We start from the raw sequence: 18,463 nt of genomic DNA, 5'->3' as shown, positions 1-18,463 counted from the left end.
GGGCGGAACCCTGACTTGTCGGGGCGGACGCGCAGGCCCGTCATGTCGCGGGCGGGGAGATCGGGCGTCAGCAGCAATTCCGTCTTCGTGCCCTCGCCGCAGCGGCGATAGACCCACACGCGGGCGGGCGGCAGATTGAGCCAGACCGGTGCCGACACATCGGCCTCGTAGTCGGGCGCGGCATGGCGCGGAATCGGCGAGTTCATGCCGTAGGTGAATTGCACGAAGGAGCCGCCGGGCGCCATCAGCGAAAAGGCATCGTCGAGCAGGGCGAGGCGCTGATCGTCGGGCTTGGTCAGCAGCGGCAGGCTGGAGACGACGGCCGCGGCGGGCTTGGTCAGCACGTGCTCGAGGCTCTCGCGCAGATGGTAGGCGTCGGCCTGGACCACCTGGACACCGGGAAAGCGCTTGCGCAACAGGCGGCAGAAGGCGGCGTCGAACTCGACGAGCACCAACCGTTCGGGCGCAACGCCGCGGCGCAGCAGGGCCTGGGTGATCGGACCGGTCCCCGGCCCAAGTTCGACGACAGGGCCGGTCCCATCGGGATCGACGGCGCGGGCCATCATCCGGGCGAGAAACCGCCCCGACGGCGACACTGCCCCGGTCAAGATTGGGTTGTCGAACCAGGTTTTGATGAAACGCGCCTCATCCGCGAGGCGCTCCTCGATCCGCGGGGCTGTCAGCAGCCCTCTGGGCGGGCGCGAAGATTGACTACGCAAACGGTGACACCTCAAGGCAGCGAGACGGGGTCGTCGTATTCTAAAAATCGATCGATTCCCGTCGATCGCAACACAATCTAATGTGCCAATTCCAGGGTCGCCGTCAAGAAATCGTCACAACATAAGCAGGGTTCCGGTCTTTCGTCTGAATATGCTGAGAATCATGATTGCCCGCGGACCGGCAGGAACGGCGCGCCCGGATCTCTGGATTTCCTTCGGGCCTGGGGCCCGGCGTTGCCCTATATCGTCTGGTTGTAGGCGCCGACCGCCGTGTTCTCGCGCAGGATGCCGTCGACGGCCTTGAACATGTCATGCATGCGCTGTTCGGAAACCGGGCTTTCCACCACGACGACCAGTTCCGGCTTGTTGGACGAGGCGCGCACCAGGCCCCAGGTGCCGTCTGCGGCGGTGACGCGGACACCGTTGACCGTCACCACGTCGCGGATCGGCTGGCCGGCGATGGTCTCGCCCTTGGCCTGCATCGCTTTGATCCGGGCGGTGACCGTCTCGGCGACGCCGTATTTGAGCTCATCGTCGCAATGCGGCGACATGGTCGGCGAGCCCCAGGTCTTGGGCAGGTCCGCGTAAAGATCGGCCATCGACTTGTCGGGATTGCGATCGAGCATGTCGAGCACATGGATAGCGGTGACCAGGCCGTCGTCGTAACCGCGTCCGACAGGCGTATTGAAAAAGAAGTGACCCGATTTCTCGAAGCCGGCGAGCGCCTTCATGTCGGTGACCCGGCGCTTGATATGGGAGTGGCCGGTCTTCCAGTAGTCCGCCTTGACACCCTGGGCGATCAGCACGGGGTCCGTGGCGAACAGGCCGGTCGACTTCACGTCGACGACGAAGGTGGCGTTCGGGTGCAGCTTGGAGAGGTCGCGGGCCAGCATCACGCCGATCTTGTCGGCAAAAATCTCCTCGCCGTGGTTGTCGACGACGCCGCAGCGGTCGCCGTCGCCATCGAAACCGAGCGCGACGTCGGCCCCGCTCGCCTTCACCGCGTCGGCCATCGCATGCAGCATCTGCATGTCTTCGGGATTGGGATTGTAGCGCGGGAAGGTAAAATCGAGCTCGGTGTCGAGCGGCACCACCTCGCAGCCGAGCGCGGCCAGCATCTGCGGCGCGAAGGCGCCCGCCGTGCCGTTGCCGCAGGCGGCCACCACCTTGAGCTTGCGCTTCAGCTTCGGCCGGGTGGTGAGATCGTCGAGATACACCTTGGGAAAGTCGTTGACGAAAACGTAGCCGCCGCCGTCGCGGTATTTGTAGGTGCCGGCGAGCACGATGTCGCGCAGCCGGCCCATCTCGTCCGGCCCGAAGGTGACGGGGCGCTCGACACCCATCTTCACCCCGGTCCAGCCGTTGTCGTTGTGCGAGGCCGTGACCATCGCCACCGCCGGCACGTCGAGGGCGAACTGAGCGAAATAGGCCATGGGCGACAGCGCGAGCCCGATGTCGTGGACCTTGATGCCGGCCCCCATCAAGCCGACGATCAGCGCGTTCTTGATCGAAGCGGAATACGAGCGGAAATCATGGCCGGTGACGAGTTCCGGCTTGATGCCCATCTCGTGGATCAACGTGCCGAGCCCGAGGCCAAGGGCCTGAACGCCCATCAGGTTGATCTCTTTTTCGAACAGCCAGCGCGCGTCGTACTCGCGAAATCCCGTCGCCTTGACCATCGGCGCGGATTCGTAGGCGTAGGTGTTCGGGATCAGGAGTGGCACGGGCTTGGGGAACATCCGGATATCCTAATGGGAGTATCGCGACGGTAGGGATTTACGTCTCCAGGAACAAGCCGTCGTGAACCCATGATGCAATCAGCGTAAAATATTCTATCCATGATGGTGCATAGGCCTGTGATGCCGCAACGAGCGCTGGGTGGTAAAGTGGCGGGTAAGCTCCGAGGTTAGTGCTATGGACGGATTGAAGGACACGACGCTCTACGAAACCGATTTCTACAGTTGGACGCGGGAGCAAGCTGAATTCCTCAAAAGCGGCCAGTTTGATCGGCTCGATCTGGCCAACCTCACGGAGGAGATCGAGACGTTGGGACGCACGGAACGCGCGGCGCTCATGGCGTCGTATCGATTGATCTGCCTGCATCAACTGAAGCGGATGTTTCAACCGGAGCGCCCCGAGAGCCGCAGTTGGACCCAAACCATCGTCCGTGAACGCAAGAATGCCGAATCCAACCTCGAGGATAATCCGGGCCTGAAGCCCCAAAAGCAGGCGCTTTCGCGCGGGCCTACAAACACGCGCGGCGTGAAGCGGCGGCGGAAACCGGCTTGGCTCCATCCGCCTTTCCGGTGACGCCTCCATTCACCCTGCAAGAGATCGAAGACGAAACATACTGGGCGGAGCCACCTCGCACCGAGGCCGAGGCCCGGCACCCTTGACGCCAGCCCCTCCCGCATCGCATCACGGCACCGCGTAACGACAGCGAGACCCCGTGCCGCCGCTTCTCATCGCCTATCCCGCCATCGATCCCGTCCTGGTGAACATCGGTCCCCTGCCGATCCGCTGGTATGCGCTCGCCTATATCGGCGGCCTGATCGGCGGCTGGGCCGCGGCGCGTTTTCTCGTCGCCCGCGACGCACTCTGGGGCCGCCGGGCGCATGCGCCGGTGCTCGCGATCGACGACCTCGTCGTCTACATCGCCGCCGGCATCATTCTGGGCGGCCGGCTCGGCTATATCCTCTTCTACAACCTGCCTTATTATCTCGCGCATCCGCTCGAAACGCTGATCGTCTGGAAGGGCGGCATGGCGTTTCATGGCGGGCTGATCGGCGCCGCCATCGCGATGGCGATCTTCGCCCGGCGCCATAACGTCACCTTGTCGAGCGTCGCCGACACGGTGTCGCCCGTCGTCCCGATCGGCCTCTGCCTCGGGCGGCTCGCCAACTTCATCAAGCCGGAACTCTGGGGCCGGATCACCGACGTGCCCTGGGCGATGGTCTTTCCCGGATCGGACGGGGAGCCGCGGCATCCAAGCCAGCTCTATGAGGCCGGACTTGAAGGCGTGGCGCTGTTCGTCATTCTGTGGATCGTGATCTTCGCCGGCGGCCTCAAGCGCGATGGCCTCGTCACGGCGCTGTTCTGCATCGGCTACGGCATCGCCCGGATCATCTGCGAGTTCTTCCGCGAACCCGATGCGCAACTCGGCTTCCTCTTCGCCCACGCCACCATGGGCATGCTGCTGTCGGTGCCGCTGATTCTTCTCGGCCTTGGGCTTCTGGCTCGCGCGATGCGTCGGGCGCCGGCGGATGCGCCCATCCCGGCATGAGCGTTCTCGGCGACGCGCTGCGCCAGATCATCGCCACGGAAGGCCCGATCTCGGTCGAACGCTTCATGCTGCTCGCCCTGCAGCACCCGGTGCATGGCTACTACACCAGCAAGATGCCGTTCGGGCGCGCGGGCGATTTCGTCACCGCGCCGGACGTCAGCCAGATGTTCGGCGAGCTTGTGGGACTTTGGGCGGCGCAGGTCTGGCTCGACATGGGCGCCCCGCACGGCCTGCACCTCGTCGAACTGGGCCCGGGCCGCGGCACGATGATGGCCGACGCGCTGCGCGCCACCCGCGTCGTCCCCGGGTTTTTGGCCGGCATCGACGTTCATCTGGTGGAAACGAGCCCGATCCTCAAAGATGCGCAGGAAAACGCCCTTGCGGCGGTCGGCATGAGCGCGACCTGGCACACGGCGATGGACACCGTGCCCGACGGTCCGGCGATCCTCCTCGCCAACGAGTTTTTCGACGCGCTCCCCGTGCGCCACTATGTACGCGGCGCCACGGGCTGGCACGAGCGGCAGGTCGATCTCGGCCCCGACGGGGCGCTGGCCTTCGGCGCCGCCGCCGAGCCGATGGCGATCGACGCCTTCTTGGCGGCGGGCCCCGGCGCGGTGCTCGAAATCGGCCATGCCGCCCGACGCGTCATGACCGCCCTGGCCGGCCGCATCGCGACGCACGGCGGCGCCTTGCTGGTCTGCGACTATGGCCATGCCGAAACGTCGCTCGGCGAGACGCTGCAGGCGATCCAAAACCACGCCTTCGTCGATCCGCTTGCCGCGCCCGGTGAAGCCGACCTGACGACGCATGTCGATTTCGCCATGCTGCGCCGGACCGCAGAGACCGCCGGGACCCGTGTCACAGGGCCGCTCGCGCAAGGCGCGTGGCTCGAACGACTCGGCATCGGGGCCCGGGCGCGGGCTCTCAAGGTTAAGGCCGGCCCAGACCAGGCCGTGGTGATCGATGCCGCGCTGGCGCGGCTGACGGGGCCGACGTCGAGCATGGCGACCCTGTTCAAGGTCTTGGCCGTCACCCATCGTGATATGATGCCGCCACCCGGTTTCGAGGATCCCGCATGAGCCTGCCCGCGATCGAAGCACCCGCCCTGGCCGGCCTCCGCCACGCCTTTTTTACCCGCGAGGGCGGGGTGTCCGAGGGCGTGTATGCCTCGCTGAACGGGGGTGTCGGCTCCAAGGATGCGCCCGAGGCCGTGGCGGAAAACCGCCGCCGCATGGCGGTGCATCTCGGCGTCGACACGCTGCTGGTGCCGTACCAGATCCATTCGCCGCTTTGCCTCGCCGTCACCGAACCCTGGCGCGAGCGCCCGCGTTGCGATGCCCAGGCCACGGCGCTCCGTGGCGCCGCGCTCGGCGTGACCGGCGCCGACTGCGGGATGATTCTCTTCGCCGACCGCGCGGCAGGTGTGATCGGCGCGGCCCATGCCGGCTGGCAGGGCGCCTTCGGCGGCGTGCTCGAGGCGACGCTCGAGACGATGGAAGGGCTTGGCGCGAAGCGTGCGGACATCACCGCCGTGCTTGGCCCGACGATCGGGCCGCAGAGCTACGAAACCGGCCCGGAATTTGTGGCCCGGTTCGTCGCCGCGGACGCCTCTTACGCCGGTTTCTTCAAAGGCTCGGCGCGCGAACATCATGCGATGTTCGATCTGCCCGGCTTTATCGGGCATCGCCTGCTGACTGCGGGCGTCGGGCGGTTCGAGAACCTCGCGCTCGACACCTATGCGGACGAGGCGCGGTTCTTCTCCTATCGCCGCACGACGCATCGCAACGAGCCGGATTACGGCCGGCTGATCTCGGCGATCGTCCTGGAATAAAAATCTACTTTTTCTCGGCGCCCTGGCAGTCGCTCTGCTTATGGCCGTCCGCCGTGTCGGCGCTCAACGTGATGCTGCGGCCCGGCGCGTCCCACCAGATATAACGCCCCGCGGCGTAGCGCGCGCCATCCGCCGCAACCACGTTGGCGAAGATCATCGGCTTTTCGTGAATCGGCAGCACGGCCAGCGAATTGCCGCCGCCGTTGATATATTCGACGATGAACGGACCGGCGGGCAGGCCGAGCTTGACGCCCTCGGCGTCACAACGGAACTCCGCCGTCAGGCGCTCGACGCTCGCCTCTTTGCCCAGGGGAATGTTGAGGTCGGCTGCCGCGGCAAAGCCCGTGCTGGAAATCAGGGCCACCCCGAAAAACGCTAATCTCATGACAGTCCCCGTTCGCGCCGACTCGGTTCGGCAGCCTCTATCTAGGGCTCTCGGGTGTGCCGATCCACCTCCGCGAGCCGCGCCGCGATGGCATGACGCGCCGGGGGTAGATGGCCGATCAGGCGCATCGCGGCATTGCGAAGCACGCGGGCGGGTGTCGAGGTGACCGTCGCCGCGCGGGTCATGCGGTCGGTCATCGCCACCACGCGCTTGGCGTTGCGACGGCGCTGCTCCGCCCAGGCCTGCAGCGCCGCGAGATCGCCCCCCGCGAGCGCCTCGTCCAAAGGCCCGGCCAAGGCGACGGCATCCTGGATGCCGGTGTTCATGCCCTGCCCGCCGGCAGGACTGTGCTCATGGGCGGCATCGCCGCAGAGCACGACCCGCCCTTGGAGCATCGTGGCGGCGACCCGATGATGGATATGGAAGCGGCCGGTCCAAAATGTTTCCGCGATCGTGACCGCCAGCGCGGTGCGCTCGTCGAGCAGGCGCTGCACCGTTGCAAGCGAGGGATGTTCCGGCGCTTCGGCGACGGTGGCGACGATGCGAACACGATCGCACGGCAAAGGCGCGAAAAGAAGCATGCCATCGGCCGCGAGATACAGCACGACCTCGTGCGGATCGAAGGCCCCGGTGACGGCGACATCGGCGAGAACAAAATTTTCGGGGTAGGGGCCGCCCTCGATCGCGATATGCGCCTTGTCGCGGACGGTGCTGCGGACGCCGTCACAGCCGACCACCCAGCCCGCTTCCACACTATGCGTCCGGCCGCCGCGTTCCAGCGTCGCCGTCACTCCGTCGTCATCGGCCGCGAGGTCGCTGAGGGTGCAGGGGCGAACCACGTCGCCGCCGAAGGCCTGCAGTCGGTCAAGCAGGATCGCCTCGGTCCGATCCTGTGGGCACAATAAGGCGAAGGGGTAGCGACTCGGAATTGCGTCGAAATCGATCGTCAGCAGCACCGCCTTGTGATCGCGGGCCGAAAACTGTCGGGCGCGGACGCCCGATGCCAGCAGCGCCGCGGTGGCGCCGAGCTCATCCAGGGCTTCGAGCGTGCCGGCATGCACGACAGCGGCGCGCGAGGTATGGGCGCCCTCGGCCTGCTGATCGATGAGCAGAACGCTGCGGCCCCGCCGCTTGAGCGCAGCGGCCAGCGTCAGTCCGACGGGTCCCGCGCCAACGATCAGCACATCGACTTTTGCGGGGAGCTCCATCATTCAGTATCTCTAGCGTCATGGCTTTGCGCCAATCTCTGCCGAGATGCCGGCGTCGGCAAGCCCCGCCACCGGCATAGACCGACCCCTGTTGCACGCCGATCAGGAGCCGTCCGGGTCAAGCATATTACGCCGCGCCTTGCCCGAGCAGGGCCGGGGCAATCTGCCGCGAACCCGACCTGCTTTTTCGCTACAAATCGGAGCGGATCGGCTTAGTCTTTCGGTTTGATCATCGCGAGGCACGCCAATGCACGTCGTTCGCTCCGCTATTCCTTCGCTTATTCTGGCGCTCGCCGTTGTCGCGGGGCTTGCCGTGGCAGGCGTCCCTGTCTGCGCGGCGGCGGTTACGCCCGATCCTGCCGGCAGTCCTTATGACGCCGCAACGACGCGTGAGCTCCAAACCCTCATCACCAAGCAGCTCGACGCGTTCAACCGCGCGGACGCGCCGGCGGCGGAAAGTTTCGCCACCCCGCAGTTTCGCGACAAGTACCCCGATCCCGCAACCTTCTTTGCCATGGTGAAGGAGAATTACGCGCCGCTGTTCAAGCCGCGCAGCACTCATTTCGAGGATATCAGCGACTCGCCGCACGGTCCTCTGCAGAAGATGACGGTCGTCGCCGCCGACGGCACGGTGTGGACAGCGGTCTATATTTTCGAGCGGATCTCAGGCGAGTGGCGGATCAGCGGTTGCGGGCTGATGAAACAGGACGGTCAGGATATTTGAGGCAAACATGTCCTGCCGCTTCGCAACACGAGGATTTATGCATTGGGAAATAGAACGGCCTCATAATCCTGCGCGCCGTTCAGGACATGCAAAATGTCGATACGTTCGTTGCGAATTCGATAAAAAATAATATAGGCCCCAAACGGTCGCCGCCGGATACCGGCGTTTTCGTATCCCGCCACCAAGGGGAAGCCGCGCGGCATCTCAGAGAGACCGTAGCATCGCTCGACTAGTTCATGAACGAACGTCACGGCGCGGCGGGGGTTGGCAAGCGCTATGTAATCGCCGATCCGCTCGAGGTCGGCATCGGCCTCGTCGGTAAAGACGACAATCAATCGTCCCGATCCTTCGCCATTCGTTGGTACTTGGCGGTAAGACGGTCGGCGACCTCGCGTGCCGGCTTGACGCGCCCGGCATCGGCATCGGCATTCCCGCGCGCAAGCGCGGCGTTAAGGCTTGCCAAGCGATTTTCCCGCTGTTCGATCAGACGAATGCCTTCGCGCAATACGTCGTTCCGGGACTCGTAACGGCCATCCCGTACGAGGGCGGAGACAAAGTGCTCAAGATGCTGGCCGAGATCGGCGTCGCCGGACATATCCTGTCCCTCCGATAGGCCATCACAATAGCGATCAGGTCGCCGAGCGCCAACAAAGCATTACAGCAAGGGCCGCCCATCAAACTGGATCAACGGCACCAAACATGCGATTGCGTCGCCACCCGCCGAGGCCCCCTCGGCAGAAGGCAGACCGCACGTGTACACGCCGCCCTATCCCGAACGGCCGCTCAATCCCGCCTCGCCCTTCAAGCTGCTGCGGATGGCGCGGAAGAACCTGATTGCGATCTGGCCCGACGCGACGTTCGAGCTGGAATCTTTTTCCTACAAGGTCCTGAAACGCCGGGTTCACGTCGTGACCACGCCGGACGCCGTGCGTCAGGTCTTCGTCGACGGCGGCACGACCTACGAACGGAAGTCCTCGCAGCAGCGCCATGCCTTGGCGCCGCTGATCGGCGACGGGCTGTTCATCAGCGACGGCGAAACGTGGCGCGCGCGGCGCCGCGTCGTGGCGCCGGTCACCCATATTTCCCGCCTTGCCGAGCTGACACCGGCGATCACGGCGGGCGCGTCCGACCTCCGCGCGGAGTGGCAGGCCAAAGCCGGCCAGGAGATCGACGTCCTGGTCGACATGGCGGAGCTGACGGCCGGCATCATCTGCGCCTCGATCTTCGGGCGCCAGCTAGCGCGCCGCGCGACGCAGCGCCTTGTGAAGGCGTTCGGCGTCTACCAGGCGCTGATCGGCCAGGTCGACATCCTGTCCTTCCTCGGCCTTCCGGACCTGCTGCCGCGCTTCCAGGGCTTTCGCATCCGCTTCGCCGCCCGCAAGATTCACCGCGTTCTGGAAGGCCTGATCGACGATATTTTGGGCAAGAAAGGCGGAGCGGAAGCCTCGCTGATGCGGTCCATGACCGAAGCGGCGAATGCCGGCGACGCACCGACGATGGATCGCCAGGCGTTCCGCAACGAGGCCGCCGTGCTGTTCATGGCCGGGCACGAAACCACTGCCAACACCCTCGCCTGGGCCTGGTTTCTCCTCTCGCAGGATCCCGAGACGGAGCGGCGGCTGCACGCCGAAGTCGATGCGGTGCTGGGCGAAGCCCCCGCCGTCCATGCCGACTACGAAAAGCTGCCGTTCACCCGTGCCGTCATCGAGGAGACGCTGCGCCTCTATCCGCCCGTGCCTTTGCAGGGGCGCGTCGCGTCGGGCGACGGCATGATCGGCGGCACCGCGGTGAAAGCGGGCGACCTCGTCCTGCTCAATGCCTGGCTGATGCACCGCCACCGTAAGCTCTGGGCCGATCCCGACGTCTTCTCGCCGGACCGGTTTCTGCCGGGTGGCAGCGGCATCCCCTCGCGCTACGCCTATGTTCCGTTCAGCATCGGGCCGCGCGTCTGCACCGGCGCCGCCTTCGGGCTGCTTGAGGCGGTGCTTTGTCTTGCCACCCTGGCGCGCAAGGTGCGGCTGACGCTGCGCCCGGGCTGGGTCGTCGAACCGAGCTGCCGGCTCAGTCTGCGGCCCGGCGAAGTCCTGCCGATGCTGATCGAGGCGCGATGACCCCGGCGGACCGCATCGACTGGGCCTTGCACCATGCGATGACGGCGATGCCCTCGTCGGCGTGCTCGGCCCTTGGGGCGCGGCTTGCGCCGCTGATGGGCCGCCGCTCGAACCCCGCCGCGCATGCCAATGCGACCGCCCTGTTCGCGGCGCTGCGCCCGGACTGGGCACGCGACGCTGCGACGCTCGAGGCGGCCGTGGATCGGTTGTGGGACTGCACCGGGCGCACCTACGCGGAATTCGCCATCAGCCATCGTCTGATTCGCAGTGGCCGCGTCGTCTTTTCCGGCGAAAAACACCTCGACGCGGCCTTGGCCAGCGGCAGACCGGTCATCGCCCTATTTCTGCATACGGGGAACTGGGAGGTCTCCTTCATGCAGCTGGCGTTTCATGCGCCGGGCCGCGCGGCATTGATCTTCGATCCGCCGAAGCAGACGGCGCGTGCGGCGATCGCATTGAAGGTGCGGCGTCAGGCGCCGTTCGATCTGTTTCCGATGAGCCGGATGGTATGGCGGCGGGCGCTCGGCCAGTTGCAGAAGCCGGGCGGCGTGCTGATCACCGCCGCCGACGAGGCCGTCAACGGCGCAATCGGCGCGCCGTTCTTTGGCCGCCCGCAGCGATCGGACGGCAATCTCGGTAAAGTGGCCCGCTTGGCGCTGCGTGCGGGGGCGATCGTCGTGCCGTTCTATAACGAGCGGCATCGAGGTGCTCGGTTTACGACGCACGTGCTGGCGCCGCTGGAATTTGCCGGCGCGGCGGAGGATGACGCCGCCGTCGCCGCAGCCGTGACGATGCTCAATACCATCGTGACGCCGCCGACGCTTCGGCTGCTCGACCAGTGGTATATGGCGTTAATGTACCGCGGTCCCGCCGCGGCCTAGACTGGCAAATCAGGCGGCGGCGCCGCTCGACGCTTCGCGCGCGACCTTCTTGGATTTCGTCGCTTTCGATGGCGCAACCTTGGCAGGCGTCGCCTTTATCACCTTCGGCGCTGCGGTCTTGGATTTAGCGACAACAGCCCGCGCTTTCTTGACCTTGGCAGGCTGCGCGGCGAGATCTCGCTCGGCGGCAACCCAATGCTCGTGGGCCTGACCATCGGCGCGCCCGAGATCGACCCAGATTTCATACGCGCGCTGCCGGACTTGCTCTTCGAAAACCCCATCCATGATTTGGTCCTTTGTCGTGAAAGACAAGCAAACCTGGGGCTGCGTTGGTTAATAAACGCTTAAAGCACCTGTCCTAATATGAGGCACATTCGCGTCATCGCTGCCGCGTTAATGGCGAGAAAGCAAAGCAGTGAGGGCGATCAGTGGATCGTATGGATTGCACTTGCCGCCCACCCGTTGCGCGCCGCGATACGATCGAACAGATCCGCCTTTTCCGCCTCGAGCGCGGTGCGTTTTGCGTCCAGCTCTTCGCTGGTCGACTTGTTGGCGCCGAGCCAGACGAGGCCGCCGATGATCGCGGTAAAAGCCGAAAGAACGACCGGTGCGGTGCTATAGGCTGGCGCAATCGTGAAGACGATCGCCGCCGTCGCGAGGCCGAGCCCGATCGCGGCGCGCGACATGATCATGGCTTGTCGGCAGGTGCGGATTTCGCCGTAGATCTCTTCGAGCAGAGCTTCGGTCGAATCGAGCCGGCTGGTGAATTCGATAACCTCGTTCAACGCGCGCCCTATCGGTCCATCAATGTTCCAGCTCTCGATCGCACCGAGGCTGTCCGACAGATAAGATCATCGCGGGAAAACGAGAAGGGCGCCGGCACGATCGAGCGACCGGCCGATGGTGGCAGGCCTATTCGTCGTTGGTGGCGTTCAGGCCTTCGACGGGGACGATTGGCGCGATGCCCGGAGCCTTGTTCAGCCAGATCCCGACGTTGGCGCCATTGGTCACGAAGTCGACGCCCTGGCGCTCGAGCGCCTTCTGGAACAGACCGACCGTCATGCTCGGGATGCTCTGGCCGGATTCGAAGCGGGTGATCGTGCTGACGGAGACGCGGGCGGTATCAGCGAGGTCGCGGGTGCTGATCGAGAGGCCGGCGCGGGCCATTCTGCATTGTTCAGGCGTCATCATCTTGTCTTTCTGTCGAACGCCTCGAGCGCGTTCCGGCCGAGCGGATCTGCCCAGCGCCTCAGAACTTGCCTAAGATCAATAAAGTAAGGGCGCGTTCTCTCGGGAAAAGTCTATCGACTTTTGCGCTCCGCGAAAAACCATGCGCCGAATGAAAATGGCGCCCCAAGCGTGAGCTTGGCGACGCCATTCCTAGAAATCCAAGCCGGTCGCCGCGCTGAAGCGCGGCGTTCGGTCTTAGACAGCCTTGAGGTTCACGGCGGATTCTTTACCGCGGTCAGCCTTGGTCTCGTAGGAGACCTTCTGGCCTTCGTCGAGGTTACGCATGCCGGCCTGCTCGAGAGCGGAGATGTGAACGAACACATCCTTGCCACCCTGATCAGGCTGGATGAAACCGTAGCCCTTTTCGCCGTTAAACCACTTCACAGTACCCGTAGCCATAGAATCGTCCGATCATTAACAACTGGCCCAAGCGGAGCCAGTTGATCACCTATAGGCCTGATCAATGCGGCAAAGCAACGGCAAGTCGGGAAACGCCGAGCGATAAGAGGCGAACGACCCCGTTTGGGGGGCGAAAAGCGACGCTTGCGCCGGGCCTGTCCGTTCCGCAAGGGCATGATCCCTGCTTTCGCCGCATGGCCCGATCACGGTGGACGCACGATGCAGGCATGGATGAGGATGTGACCCAGGCTTCCCGTGACGGCGTCGAAGGGCGATACGATGCGCCGGCTCATGGCGACACCGTGGCGCCGACCCGCGCTGGCCCCAGGCTGATGACTGATCTCGTCGACGTCCAGGGCGTCACCAAATCGTTCGGTATGGCAGCGACGGCGGTTCGCGCCCTCGACGACGTCTCCGTCTCCATCGGGACGAACGAGTTCTTCACCCTGCTCGGCCCGTCCGGATGCGGCAAGACGACCCTGCTGCGCCTTCTCGCCGGCCTCGACCACCCGGGCACAGGCGCGATCCGTCTCGAAGGCCGGGACGTCGCAAGCGATCCGCCCAACAAGCGGCCGGTCAACATCGTCTTCCAGTCCTATGCCTTGTTTCCGCACATGAGCGTCGCACAGAACGTCGCCTTCGGGCTCGAGCGGCAAGGCCTGCGCGGAGCCATGGTCGCGGCGCGCGTGACGGCCATGCTGCAGCTTGTCCGCCTGGAGGGCTTGGCGGCGCGGCACCCCGGGCAGCTGTCGGGCGGACAGCAGCAACGCGTCGCCTTGGCCCGCGCGCTCGCCCCGCAGCCGAAGCTGCTGCTTCTCGACGAGCCGCTCTCCGCGCTTGACCGCGCGCTACGGCGGGACATGCAGGTCGAGCTGAAGCGCCTGCAGCGGGAGACCGGCATCACCTTCCTGCTCGTCACCCACGACCAGGAAGAAGCTTTGTCGATGTCGGATCGCATCGCCGTCATGGACGGCGGCAAGATTTTGCAGGTCGGCACGCCGGGTGTGATCTTCGAACGCCCGACGTCACGCTTCGTCGCGGCCTTCATGGGCAGCAATGTCCTGCCGGGATCGCTGGTCGGGCACCCCGCGTCCTATGTCGCGATGCGACCGGAGCGGGTGGTCGTTGCGACCGCAGCAACCGCCGACGCCATCGCGGGGCGGGTCACAGAGATCACCTATCTCGGCGCGCGAACGGCGTGTGGAATTGCGCTCGACGCTGGTCCGATGATCAAGGTGGAGCGGGCCGACCTGCCGGCCGGGCTTGTGGCGGGCCAGGCGGTCTTCTGTCGCTTTCCGCCGGAAGCGCTCGTCGGGCTGGAAACCCCATGAGCGGCGAACCGACGCGACGCGATCGCGCGCTGCTTCTCGCGACACCCGCGCTCGCGACGATCGTCGTCCTCATGCTGCTGCCGATGGCGATCGCGCTGGCCGCATCGTTTCTGACCTCGACGCCCTACGGCGGCGTTACCCGGCCCTTCACCGGGGCCTCCTACGTGCGCTTCCTGTACGATCGCGATCTCGACGACGTCCTCGTGTTCGACACGACCTATCTCCGCATTTTTGCGCGGTCGTTCATCCAGGCGGTGCTGGCGACGGCCTGTTGCCTCGTCATCGGACTGCCGCTCGCCTGGTACATGGCGACCCGGCCGCCGCGTCTGCGGCAGGGGCTGGTTCTGCTTGTCACCATCCCGTTCTGGACCAATCTCCTCATCCGCACCTATTGCTGGGTGCTGCTGCTGCGCGACCAGGGCCTCGTGAATCAGGTGCTGCAGGGCAGCGGCCTGACGCAGGCGCCGATCACCTTCCTCTATTCCGACGGCGCGGTGCTGCTGGGGCTCGTCTACGCCAGCCTCCCGTTCATGGTGCTGCCGATCTACGCCGCGCTGGAAAAGCTCGATCCGCGCCTGATCGAAGCGGCGTACGACCTCTACGCCGGCCGCTGGGCAATCCTGAAAACCATCGTCTGGCCGCTCGCGAAGCCGGGCGCCGCCGCCGGGACGCTGATGGTCTTCGTGCCCGCGCTCGGCGCCTTCCTCGCGCCCGACATTTTAGGCGGCGGCAAGACGCTGATGATCGGCAGCCTCATCCAGCAGCAGTTTTCCACGGCGCGGGACTGGTCCTTCGGCGCCGCGCTGTCGATGATCCTCATGACTTTCGTGCTGGGCGCCCTGATGTGGCACGCCCGACAACGCTCCGGCCGCGTGCTGCCATGAGCTCCGCATGAGCGCGAACCCCTTCGACTGGCGCCGCATGCCCTTCCTTCGGCTCGCCAGCATCGCGGCGCTGCTGTTCCTCTATGCGCCGCTCGTCGTGCTGATGGTCTATGCCTTCAACAGCAACAAGGTGGCGCTGATCTGGGACGGCTTCAGCACGCAATGGTTCGTCAAGGCGCTGGGCAACACGGACCTGCAGCGCGCGGCCATCAACAGCCTGATCGTCGCCGCCGTCGCGACGCCGATCTCCACCCTTCTCGCCCTTCCCGCCGCCCTCGCCTTCGAACGCGGACGCTCGCTGCCCGGGCGGGCGTTCGGCGAAGCGCTGGTCGCGATGCCGCTGATCGCACCCGAAATCGTCACCGCCATCGCGACCCTTGTCTTCTTCGAGGCCATCGGCTTGCACGGCGGCATCGGCAACGTCATCCTGGCGCATGTCGTCTTCTGCATCCCCTTCGCGCTGCTCCCGATCCGCGCGCGCCTGCGCGAGATGCCGCGGGATATCGAAGATGCCGCACATGATCTCTACGCCGGGCGCTGGCAGGTGTTTCGCCTGATCACGCTGCCGCTGCTGGTACCGGCGATCGTTGCGGGCGCCACGCTCGCCTTCGTTGTCTCGCTGGACGATTTCCTCATCACCTTGATGGTCGCGCCGGCGGGCGCCACGACCCTGCCGGTCTATCTCTACAGCATGCTGCGTCTGGGCGTGACACCGGAGGCCAATGCCGCCGCGACGATGCTCCTCCTCGTGTCGATCGCCGCCGTTGTCATGGCCTATGCGGTTTCACCACGCGGGACTGCCAAGCGATGAAAGGCCCACGATCATGATCTCGCGCATCCTCACCGTCACAGCTGCCACAGCGTTCATGCTTGCCATGACAGGCGCGAGCGTAAAGGCCGGCGGCAATCTCTTTGTCTACAACTGGACCGATTACACCTCGCCGGACCTCATCGCCAAGTTCGAAAAAGAGACCGGCATCAAGGTGACGGTCGATACCTACGATTCCAATGAAACGTTGTTGGCCAAACTAAAGTCCGACTCAGCCGGCTATGACATCGTCGTCGTGACCTCGGACTTCGTCCCGATTTTCATTGACCAGCGTCTGATCCAAAAGGTCGATGCCGCGACCATGCCGGGCTTCGGCAATATCGAGACGCGCTGGCAAAATCCGGCCTGGGACAAGGGCAACGCCTATACGGTGCCCTATCATTGGGGCATCACGGCCTATGCGGTGAACACCAAATACATCAAGGAGCCTGCGGATTCGCTGGCGCTGCTGTTCGATCCGCCGCCGCAAGCTAAGGGCAAGATCGGCATGCTGGCGGCGGCCAGCGAGGTCATGTCGCTCGCCGAGCTCTATCTCGGCCTGTCCCCATGCCAGACCGATCCGGCCGCGATGAAAGCCGTCTACACGCTTCTGGAAAAGCAGGCACCGAGCGTGAAAGTCTACAGTTCCGATGGCATCATCGACCGCGAGGCCTCCGGAGAAACCTGGATCCACCAGATCTGGAACGGCGACTCCGCGCGGGCGCGCGCCAATAATCCCGACATCAAATTCGTGTTTCCGAAGGAAGGCGCGGTCGGCTGGATGGACAACATCGCCATTCCCGCCGGGGCGAAGGACGTGGAGAATGCAAAACTGTTCATGCAGTTCATGCTCAGGCCGGAAAACAGCGGGCTCTCCGCCAACTTCACGCATTACGCCAGCGCGATCACCGGCAGCACTGCGTTCTTCGACGCCGACATGAAGGCGGCTCCGGAGCTGCAGGTCCCGCCCGATCTCAAGATCGCCTTTACGCCAACGTGCCCGGAAGCGGCGATCAAGCTGATGGATCGGGTCTGGACGCGCTTGCGGCGCTGACGCTGCGCAAAGAAGTCGCGGCCTCACCCCTCCACACGGCGCAAACAATGGCGACGTTCGCTCGCTATCGCTGTAGAAACGGCGGGTTGTCTTTTGCTGAACACGGCCGGCCCCGGTGCCGCCCGTTCGAATGGATACTCGATTGATGCAAGCCTACACCTCGTTAAGCCACCAGTTCGGTCGTCTCCGCGCCGTCAACGACGCGGCCGGCATTTTAGGCTGGGACTCCCAGACGCTCATGCCGCATGGCGCCGCCGAGGGCCGCGCGGATCAGTTGGCGACGCTGCGCGGCATCGCCCACGATCTGCTCGTAGCGCCCGGCACCGCCGAAACGCTGGACGACGCCGAAGGGCGGCAGGACGCGCTTGATCCCTGGCAGGCGGCCAACCTGCGTGAGATGCGCCGCGCCTACGCCCATGCCTCCGCCGTACCGCTCGACCTCGTGCTGGCGAGTTCCACGGCGACGTCGCGGGCCGAGATGGTGTGGCGGGAGGCGCGGGCGACCAGCGATTTCGCGCTGTTGCTGCCCCACCTGAAAGAAGTGCTTCGGCTGCAGCGGGAGGTCGGCCGCTGCAAGGGCGCCGCGCTCGGGATCACCCCCTACGATGCCTTGCTCGACCAATATGATCCCGGCCTTCGTCGGACGAAGATCAATCCGCTCTTCGACCGGCTCCGCGGCGAACTCCCGGGTCTGATCCAGGAGGCTCGCTCGCTTCAGGATCAGGCCGGCGCGCCGACCCCCGTCTCGGGCGCCTTTCCCGTGGCCGCGCAGCGTCAGCTCGGCGAAACGATGATGCGGTCGCTGGGCTTCGACTTTGATCGCGGCCGTCTCGACGTGAGCCTGCATCCGTTCTGCGGCGGCGCCACGGACGATGTCCGGATCACGACACGCTACAACGAAACCGACTTTGCCCGCGCTCTGATGGGGGTGCTGCACGAGACGGGGCACGCCCTCTATGAGCAGGGCCGGCCGAAGCAGTGGCGCCAGCAGCCGGTCGGCGACGCCCGTGGCATGGTGATGCACGAAAGCCAGTCGCTGCTGATCGAGATGCAGGCCTGCCGGACCCGGGAGTTCATGAGCTACCTCGCGCCGCAGGTGCAGGCGGCCTTTGCGCGAACCGACGCGGCGTTCGATCCGGAAAACCTCTACCGCCTGTTTACGCGGGTGACCCCGGGCTTCATCCGCGTCGATGCGGACGAGATCACCTATCCCGCGCACATCCTGCTGCGCTACGACCTGGAACGGGCAATGATCGACGGGACGCTGGAGGTCGAGGATCTGCCCGCCGCCTTCAACGCCGGCATGAAGGATCTGCTGGGCCTGACCGTCACGGACGACGCCCAGGGCTGTCTGCAGGACATCCACTGGCCAAGCGGCGGCTGGGGGTATTTTCCGACCTACACGCTGGGCGCCGTCACGGCGGCGCAGCTTTTTCAGGCGGCCTGTACCGCCGTGCCGGACATCCGGCCCCGATTGGCTCAGGGTGACTTCGGTCCGCTGGTGGCCTGGCTCCGCGCCGAGGTGCATGGCAAGGGCAGCCTGCTCGACACCGACGATCTCGTGACGGCGGCCACGGGGCGCCCGCTCGGTATCGACGCCTATCTCGATCATCTC

Annotated in this window: 22 protein-coding genes and 1 pseudogene; 13 read left to right on the top strand and 10 right to left on the bottom strand. The window is 65.4% G+C overall.

The genetic code is table 11. From position 1 onward, the window contains the following. Positions 1-101 precede the first annotated feature (101 nt). Together GSQ79_RS25685 and GSQ79_RS25680 are read right to left on the bottom strand one after the other, a co-directional pair. Positions 102-686, bottom strand: a pseudogene (locus tag GSQ79_RS25685) (class I SAM-dependent methyltransferase); the annotation flags it as partial. Between the two features lie 272 nt (positions 687-958). Next, positions 959-2,458, bottom strand: coding sequence for a phosphomannomutase/phosphoglucomutase (locus tag GSQ79_RS25680; RefSeq protein ID WP_158811588.1), 1,500 nt, complete (start codon positions 2,456-2,458; stop codon positions 959-961). Positions 2,459-2,633: 175 nt separating this feature from the next. On the opposite strand from GSQ79_RS25680, the gene GSQ79_RS25675 reads away from it, so the two are divergent. Genes GSQ79_RS25675 through GSQ79_RS25655 form a run of 5 tightly spaced genes read left to right on the top strand, consistent with a single transcriptional unit; the run spans position 2,634 to position 5,833 of the window. After that, positions 2,634-3,029, top strand: a complete 396-nt coding sequence (locus GSQ79_RS25675; protein WP_158811587.1) for a DUF29 domain-containing protein — start codon at positions 2,634-2,636, stop codon at positions 3,027-3,029. Further along, positions 3,005-3,115: a hypothetical protein gene (locus GSQ79_RS30475; protein WP_368669980.1), complete on the top strand. Its 111-nt coding sequence runs from the start codon at positions 3,005-3,007 to the stop codon at positions 3,113-3,115. Before GSQ79_RS25675 ends, GSQ79_RS30475 begins: the two co-directional genes overlap by 25 nt. Before the next feature lie 53 nt (positions 3,116-3,168). Next, positions 3,169-4,002, top strand: a complete 834-nt coding sequence (gene lgt, locus GSQ79_RS25665; RefSeq protein WP_158811586.1) for a prolipoprotein diacylglyceryl transferase — start codon at positions 3,169-3,171, stop codon at positions 4,000-4,002. Continuing rightward, the gene (locus tag GSQ79_RS25660; RefSeq protein WP_158811585.1) at positions 3,999-5,081 is read left to right on the top strand and encodes a class I SAM-dependent methyltransferase; all 1,083 of its coding nucleotides are present in this window, start codon (positions 3,999-4,001) and stop codon (positions 5,079-5,081) included. The genes lgt and GSQ79_RS25660 overlap by 4 nt, the downstream gene beginning before the upstream one ends. Then, positions 5,078-5,833, top strand: a complete 756-nt coding sequence (locus GSQ79_RS25655) for a polyphenol oxidase family protein (RefSeq protein ID WP_158811584.1) — start codon at positions 5,078-5,080, stop codon at positions 5,831-5,833. The genes GSQ79_RS25660 and GSQ79_RS25655 overlap by 4 nt, the downstream gene beginning before the upstream one ends. A gap of 4 nt (positions 5,834-5,837) precedes the next feature. Here GSQ79_RS25655 and GSQ79_RS25650 read toward each other — a convergent pair whose 3' ends face one another. Together GSQ79_RS25650 and GSQ79_RS25645 are read right to left on the bottom strand one after the other, a co-directional pair. Beyond that, positions 5,838-6,197 (bottom strand): MliC family protein, encoded by a 360-nt coding sequence (locus GSQ79_RS25650; RefSeq protein ID WP_158811583.1) that lies wholly within the window; start codon positions 6,195-6,197, stop codon positions 5,838-5,840. Positions 6,198-6,259: 62 nt separating this feature from the next. After that, positions 6,260-7,429, bottom strand: coding sequence for an NAD(P)/FAD-dependent oxidoreductase (locus GSQ79_RS25645; RefSeq protein WP_210253219.1), 1,170 nt, complete (start codon positions 7,427-7,429; stop codon positions 6,260-6,262). A gap of 244 nt (positions 7,430-7,673) precedes the next feature. Here GSQ79_RS25645 and GSQ79_RS25640 point away from each other — a divergent pair, with 244 nt between their 5' ends. Beyond that, the gene (locus tag GSQ79_RS25640) at positions 7,674-8,150 is read left to right on the top strand and encodes a DUF4864 domain-containing protein (RefSeq protein WP_158811582.1); all 477 of its coding nucleotides are present in this window, start codon (positions 7,674-7,676) and stop codon (positions 8,148-8,150) included. A 35-nt stretch (positions 8,151-8,185) separates the two neighbouring features. On the opposite strand, the gene GSQ79_RS25635 is transcribed toward GSQ79_RS25640, so the two are convergent. Further along, positions 8,186-8,485, bottom strand: a complete 300-nt coding sequence (locus GSQ79_RS25635) for a type II toxin-antitoxin system RelE/ParE family toxin (RefSeq protein WP_158811581.1) — start codon at positions 8,483-8,485, stop codon at positions 8,186-8,188. Next, a complete protein-coding gene (locus GSQ79_RS25630) occupies positions 8,482-8,745 on the bottom strand; it encodes a type II toxin-antitoxin system ParD family antitoxin (protein ID WP_158811580.1) in 264 nt (87 codons plus the stop codon). The genes GSQ79_RS25635 and GSQ79_RS25630 overlap by 4 nt, the downstream gene beginning before the upstream one ends. A gap of 157 nt (positions 8,746-8,902) precedes the next feature. Here GSQ79_RS25630 and GSQ79_RS25625 point away from each other — a divergent pair, with 157 nt between their 5' ends. Further along, positions 8,903-10,261, top strand: coding sequence for a cytochrome P450 (locus GSQ79_RS25625; RefSeq protein ID WP_210253218.1), 1,359 nt, complete (start codon positions 8,903-8,905; stop codon positions 10,259-10,261). Then, positions 10,258-11,142 (top strand): lysophospholipid acyltransferase family protein, encoded by an 885-nt coding sequence (locus tag GSQ79_RS25620; RefSeq protein ID WP_158811579.1) that lies wholly within the window; start codon positions 10,258-10,260, stop codon positions 11,140-11,142. The genes GSQ79_RS25625 and GSQ79_RS25620 overlap by 4 nt, the downstream gene beginning before the upstream one ends. A gap of 9 nt (positions 11,143-11,151) precedes the next feature. Here GSQ79_RS25620 and GSQ79_RS25615 read toward each other — a convergent pair whose 3' ends face one another. From GSQ79_RS25615 to GSQ79_RS25600, 4 genes are all read right to left on the bottom strand, one after another. Continuing rightward, on the bottom strand, positions 11,152-11,427 hold the full coding sequence (locus tag GSQ79_RS25615; protein WP_158811578.1) for a DUF2934 domain-containing protein: 276 nt from the start codon (positions 11,425-11,427) through the stop codon (positions 11,152-11,154). Between the two features lie 140 nt (positions 11,428-11,567). Beyond that, the gene (locus GSQ79_RS25610; RefSeq protein ID WP_158811577.1) at positions 11,568-11,927 is read right to left on the bottom strand and encodes a hypothetical protein; all 360 of its coding nucleotides are present in this window, start codon (positions 11,925-11,927) and stop codon (positions 11,568-11,570) included. A 127-nt stretch (positions 11,928-12,054) separates the two neighbouring features. Continuing rightward, complete coding sequence (locus GSQ79_RS25605) at positions 12,055-12,330, bottom strand: helix-turn-helix transcriptional regulator (protein ID WP_246725587.1); 276 nt, start codon at positions 12,328-12,330, stop codon at positions 12,055-12,057. Positions 12,331-12,567: 237 nt separating this feature from the next. Beyond that, a complete protein-coding gene (locus GSQ79_RS25600; RefSeq protein WP_158811576.1) occupies positions 12,568-12,771 on the bottom strand; it encodes a cold-shock protein in 204 nt (67 codons plus the stop codon). A 332-nt stretch (positions 12,772-13,103) separates the two neighbouring features. Between GSQ79_RS25600 and GSQ79_RS25595 the strand changes: the two genes are divergently transcribed. The 5 genes from GSQ79_RS25595 to GSQ79_RS25575 all read left to right on the top strand — a co-directional run. Then, a complete protein-coding gene (locus tag GSQ79_RS25595) occupies positions 13,104-14,102 on the top strand; it encodes an ABC transporter ATP-binding protein (protein ID WP_158811663.1) in 999 nt (332 codons plus the stop codon). Next, positions 14,099-14,986 (top strand): ABC transporter permease, encoded by an 888-nt coding sequence (locus GSQ79_RS25590; protein ID WP_158811575.1) that lies wholly within the window; start codon positions 14,099-14,101, stop codon positions 14,984-14,986. Before GSQ79_RS25595 ends, GSQ79_RS25590 begins: the two co-directional genes overlap by 4 nt. A 7-nt stretch (positions 14,987-14,993) precedes the next feature. Next, on the top strand, positions 14,994-15,797 hold the full coding sequence (locus GSQ79_RS25585; RefSeq protein WP_158811574.1) for an ABC transporter permease: 804 nt from the start codon (positions 14,994-14,996) through the stop codon (positions 15,795-15,797). Between the two features lie 13 nt (positions 15,798-15,810). Beyond that, entirely contained in the window at positions 15,811-16,848 is a 1,038-nt protein-coding gene (locus GSQ79_RS25580; protein WP_158811573.1) for an extracellular solute-binding protein, read from the top strand. 145 nt (positions 16,849-16,993) lie between these two features. After that, a partial coding sequence (locus GSQ79_RS25575) for a carboxypeptidase M32 (protein WP_158811572.1) occupies positions 16,994-18,463 on the top strand: 1,470 nt, incomplete at its 3' end.

It is taken from the genome of Beijerinckia sp. L45 (assembly GCF_009765775.1).
Classification (GTDB): domain Bacteria; phylum Pseudomonadota; class Alphaproteobacteria; order Rhizobiales; family Beijerinckiaceae; genus RH-AL1.
This window is presented reverse-complemented; position numbering and strand designations above follow the sequence as displayed.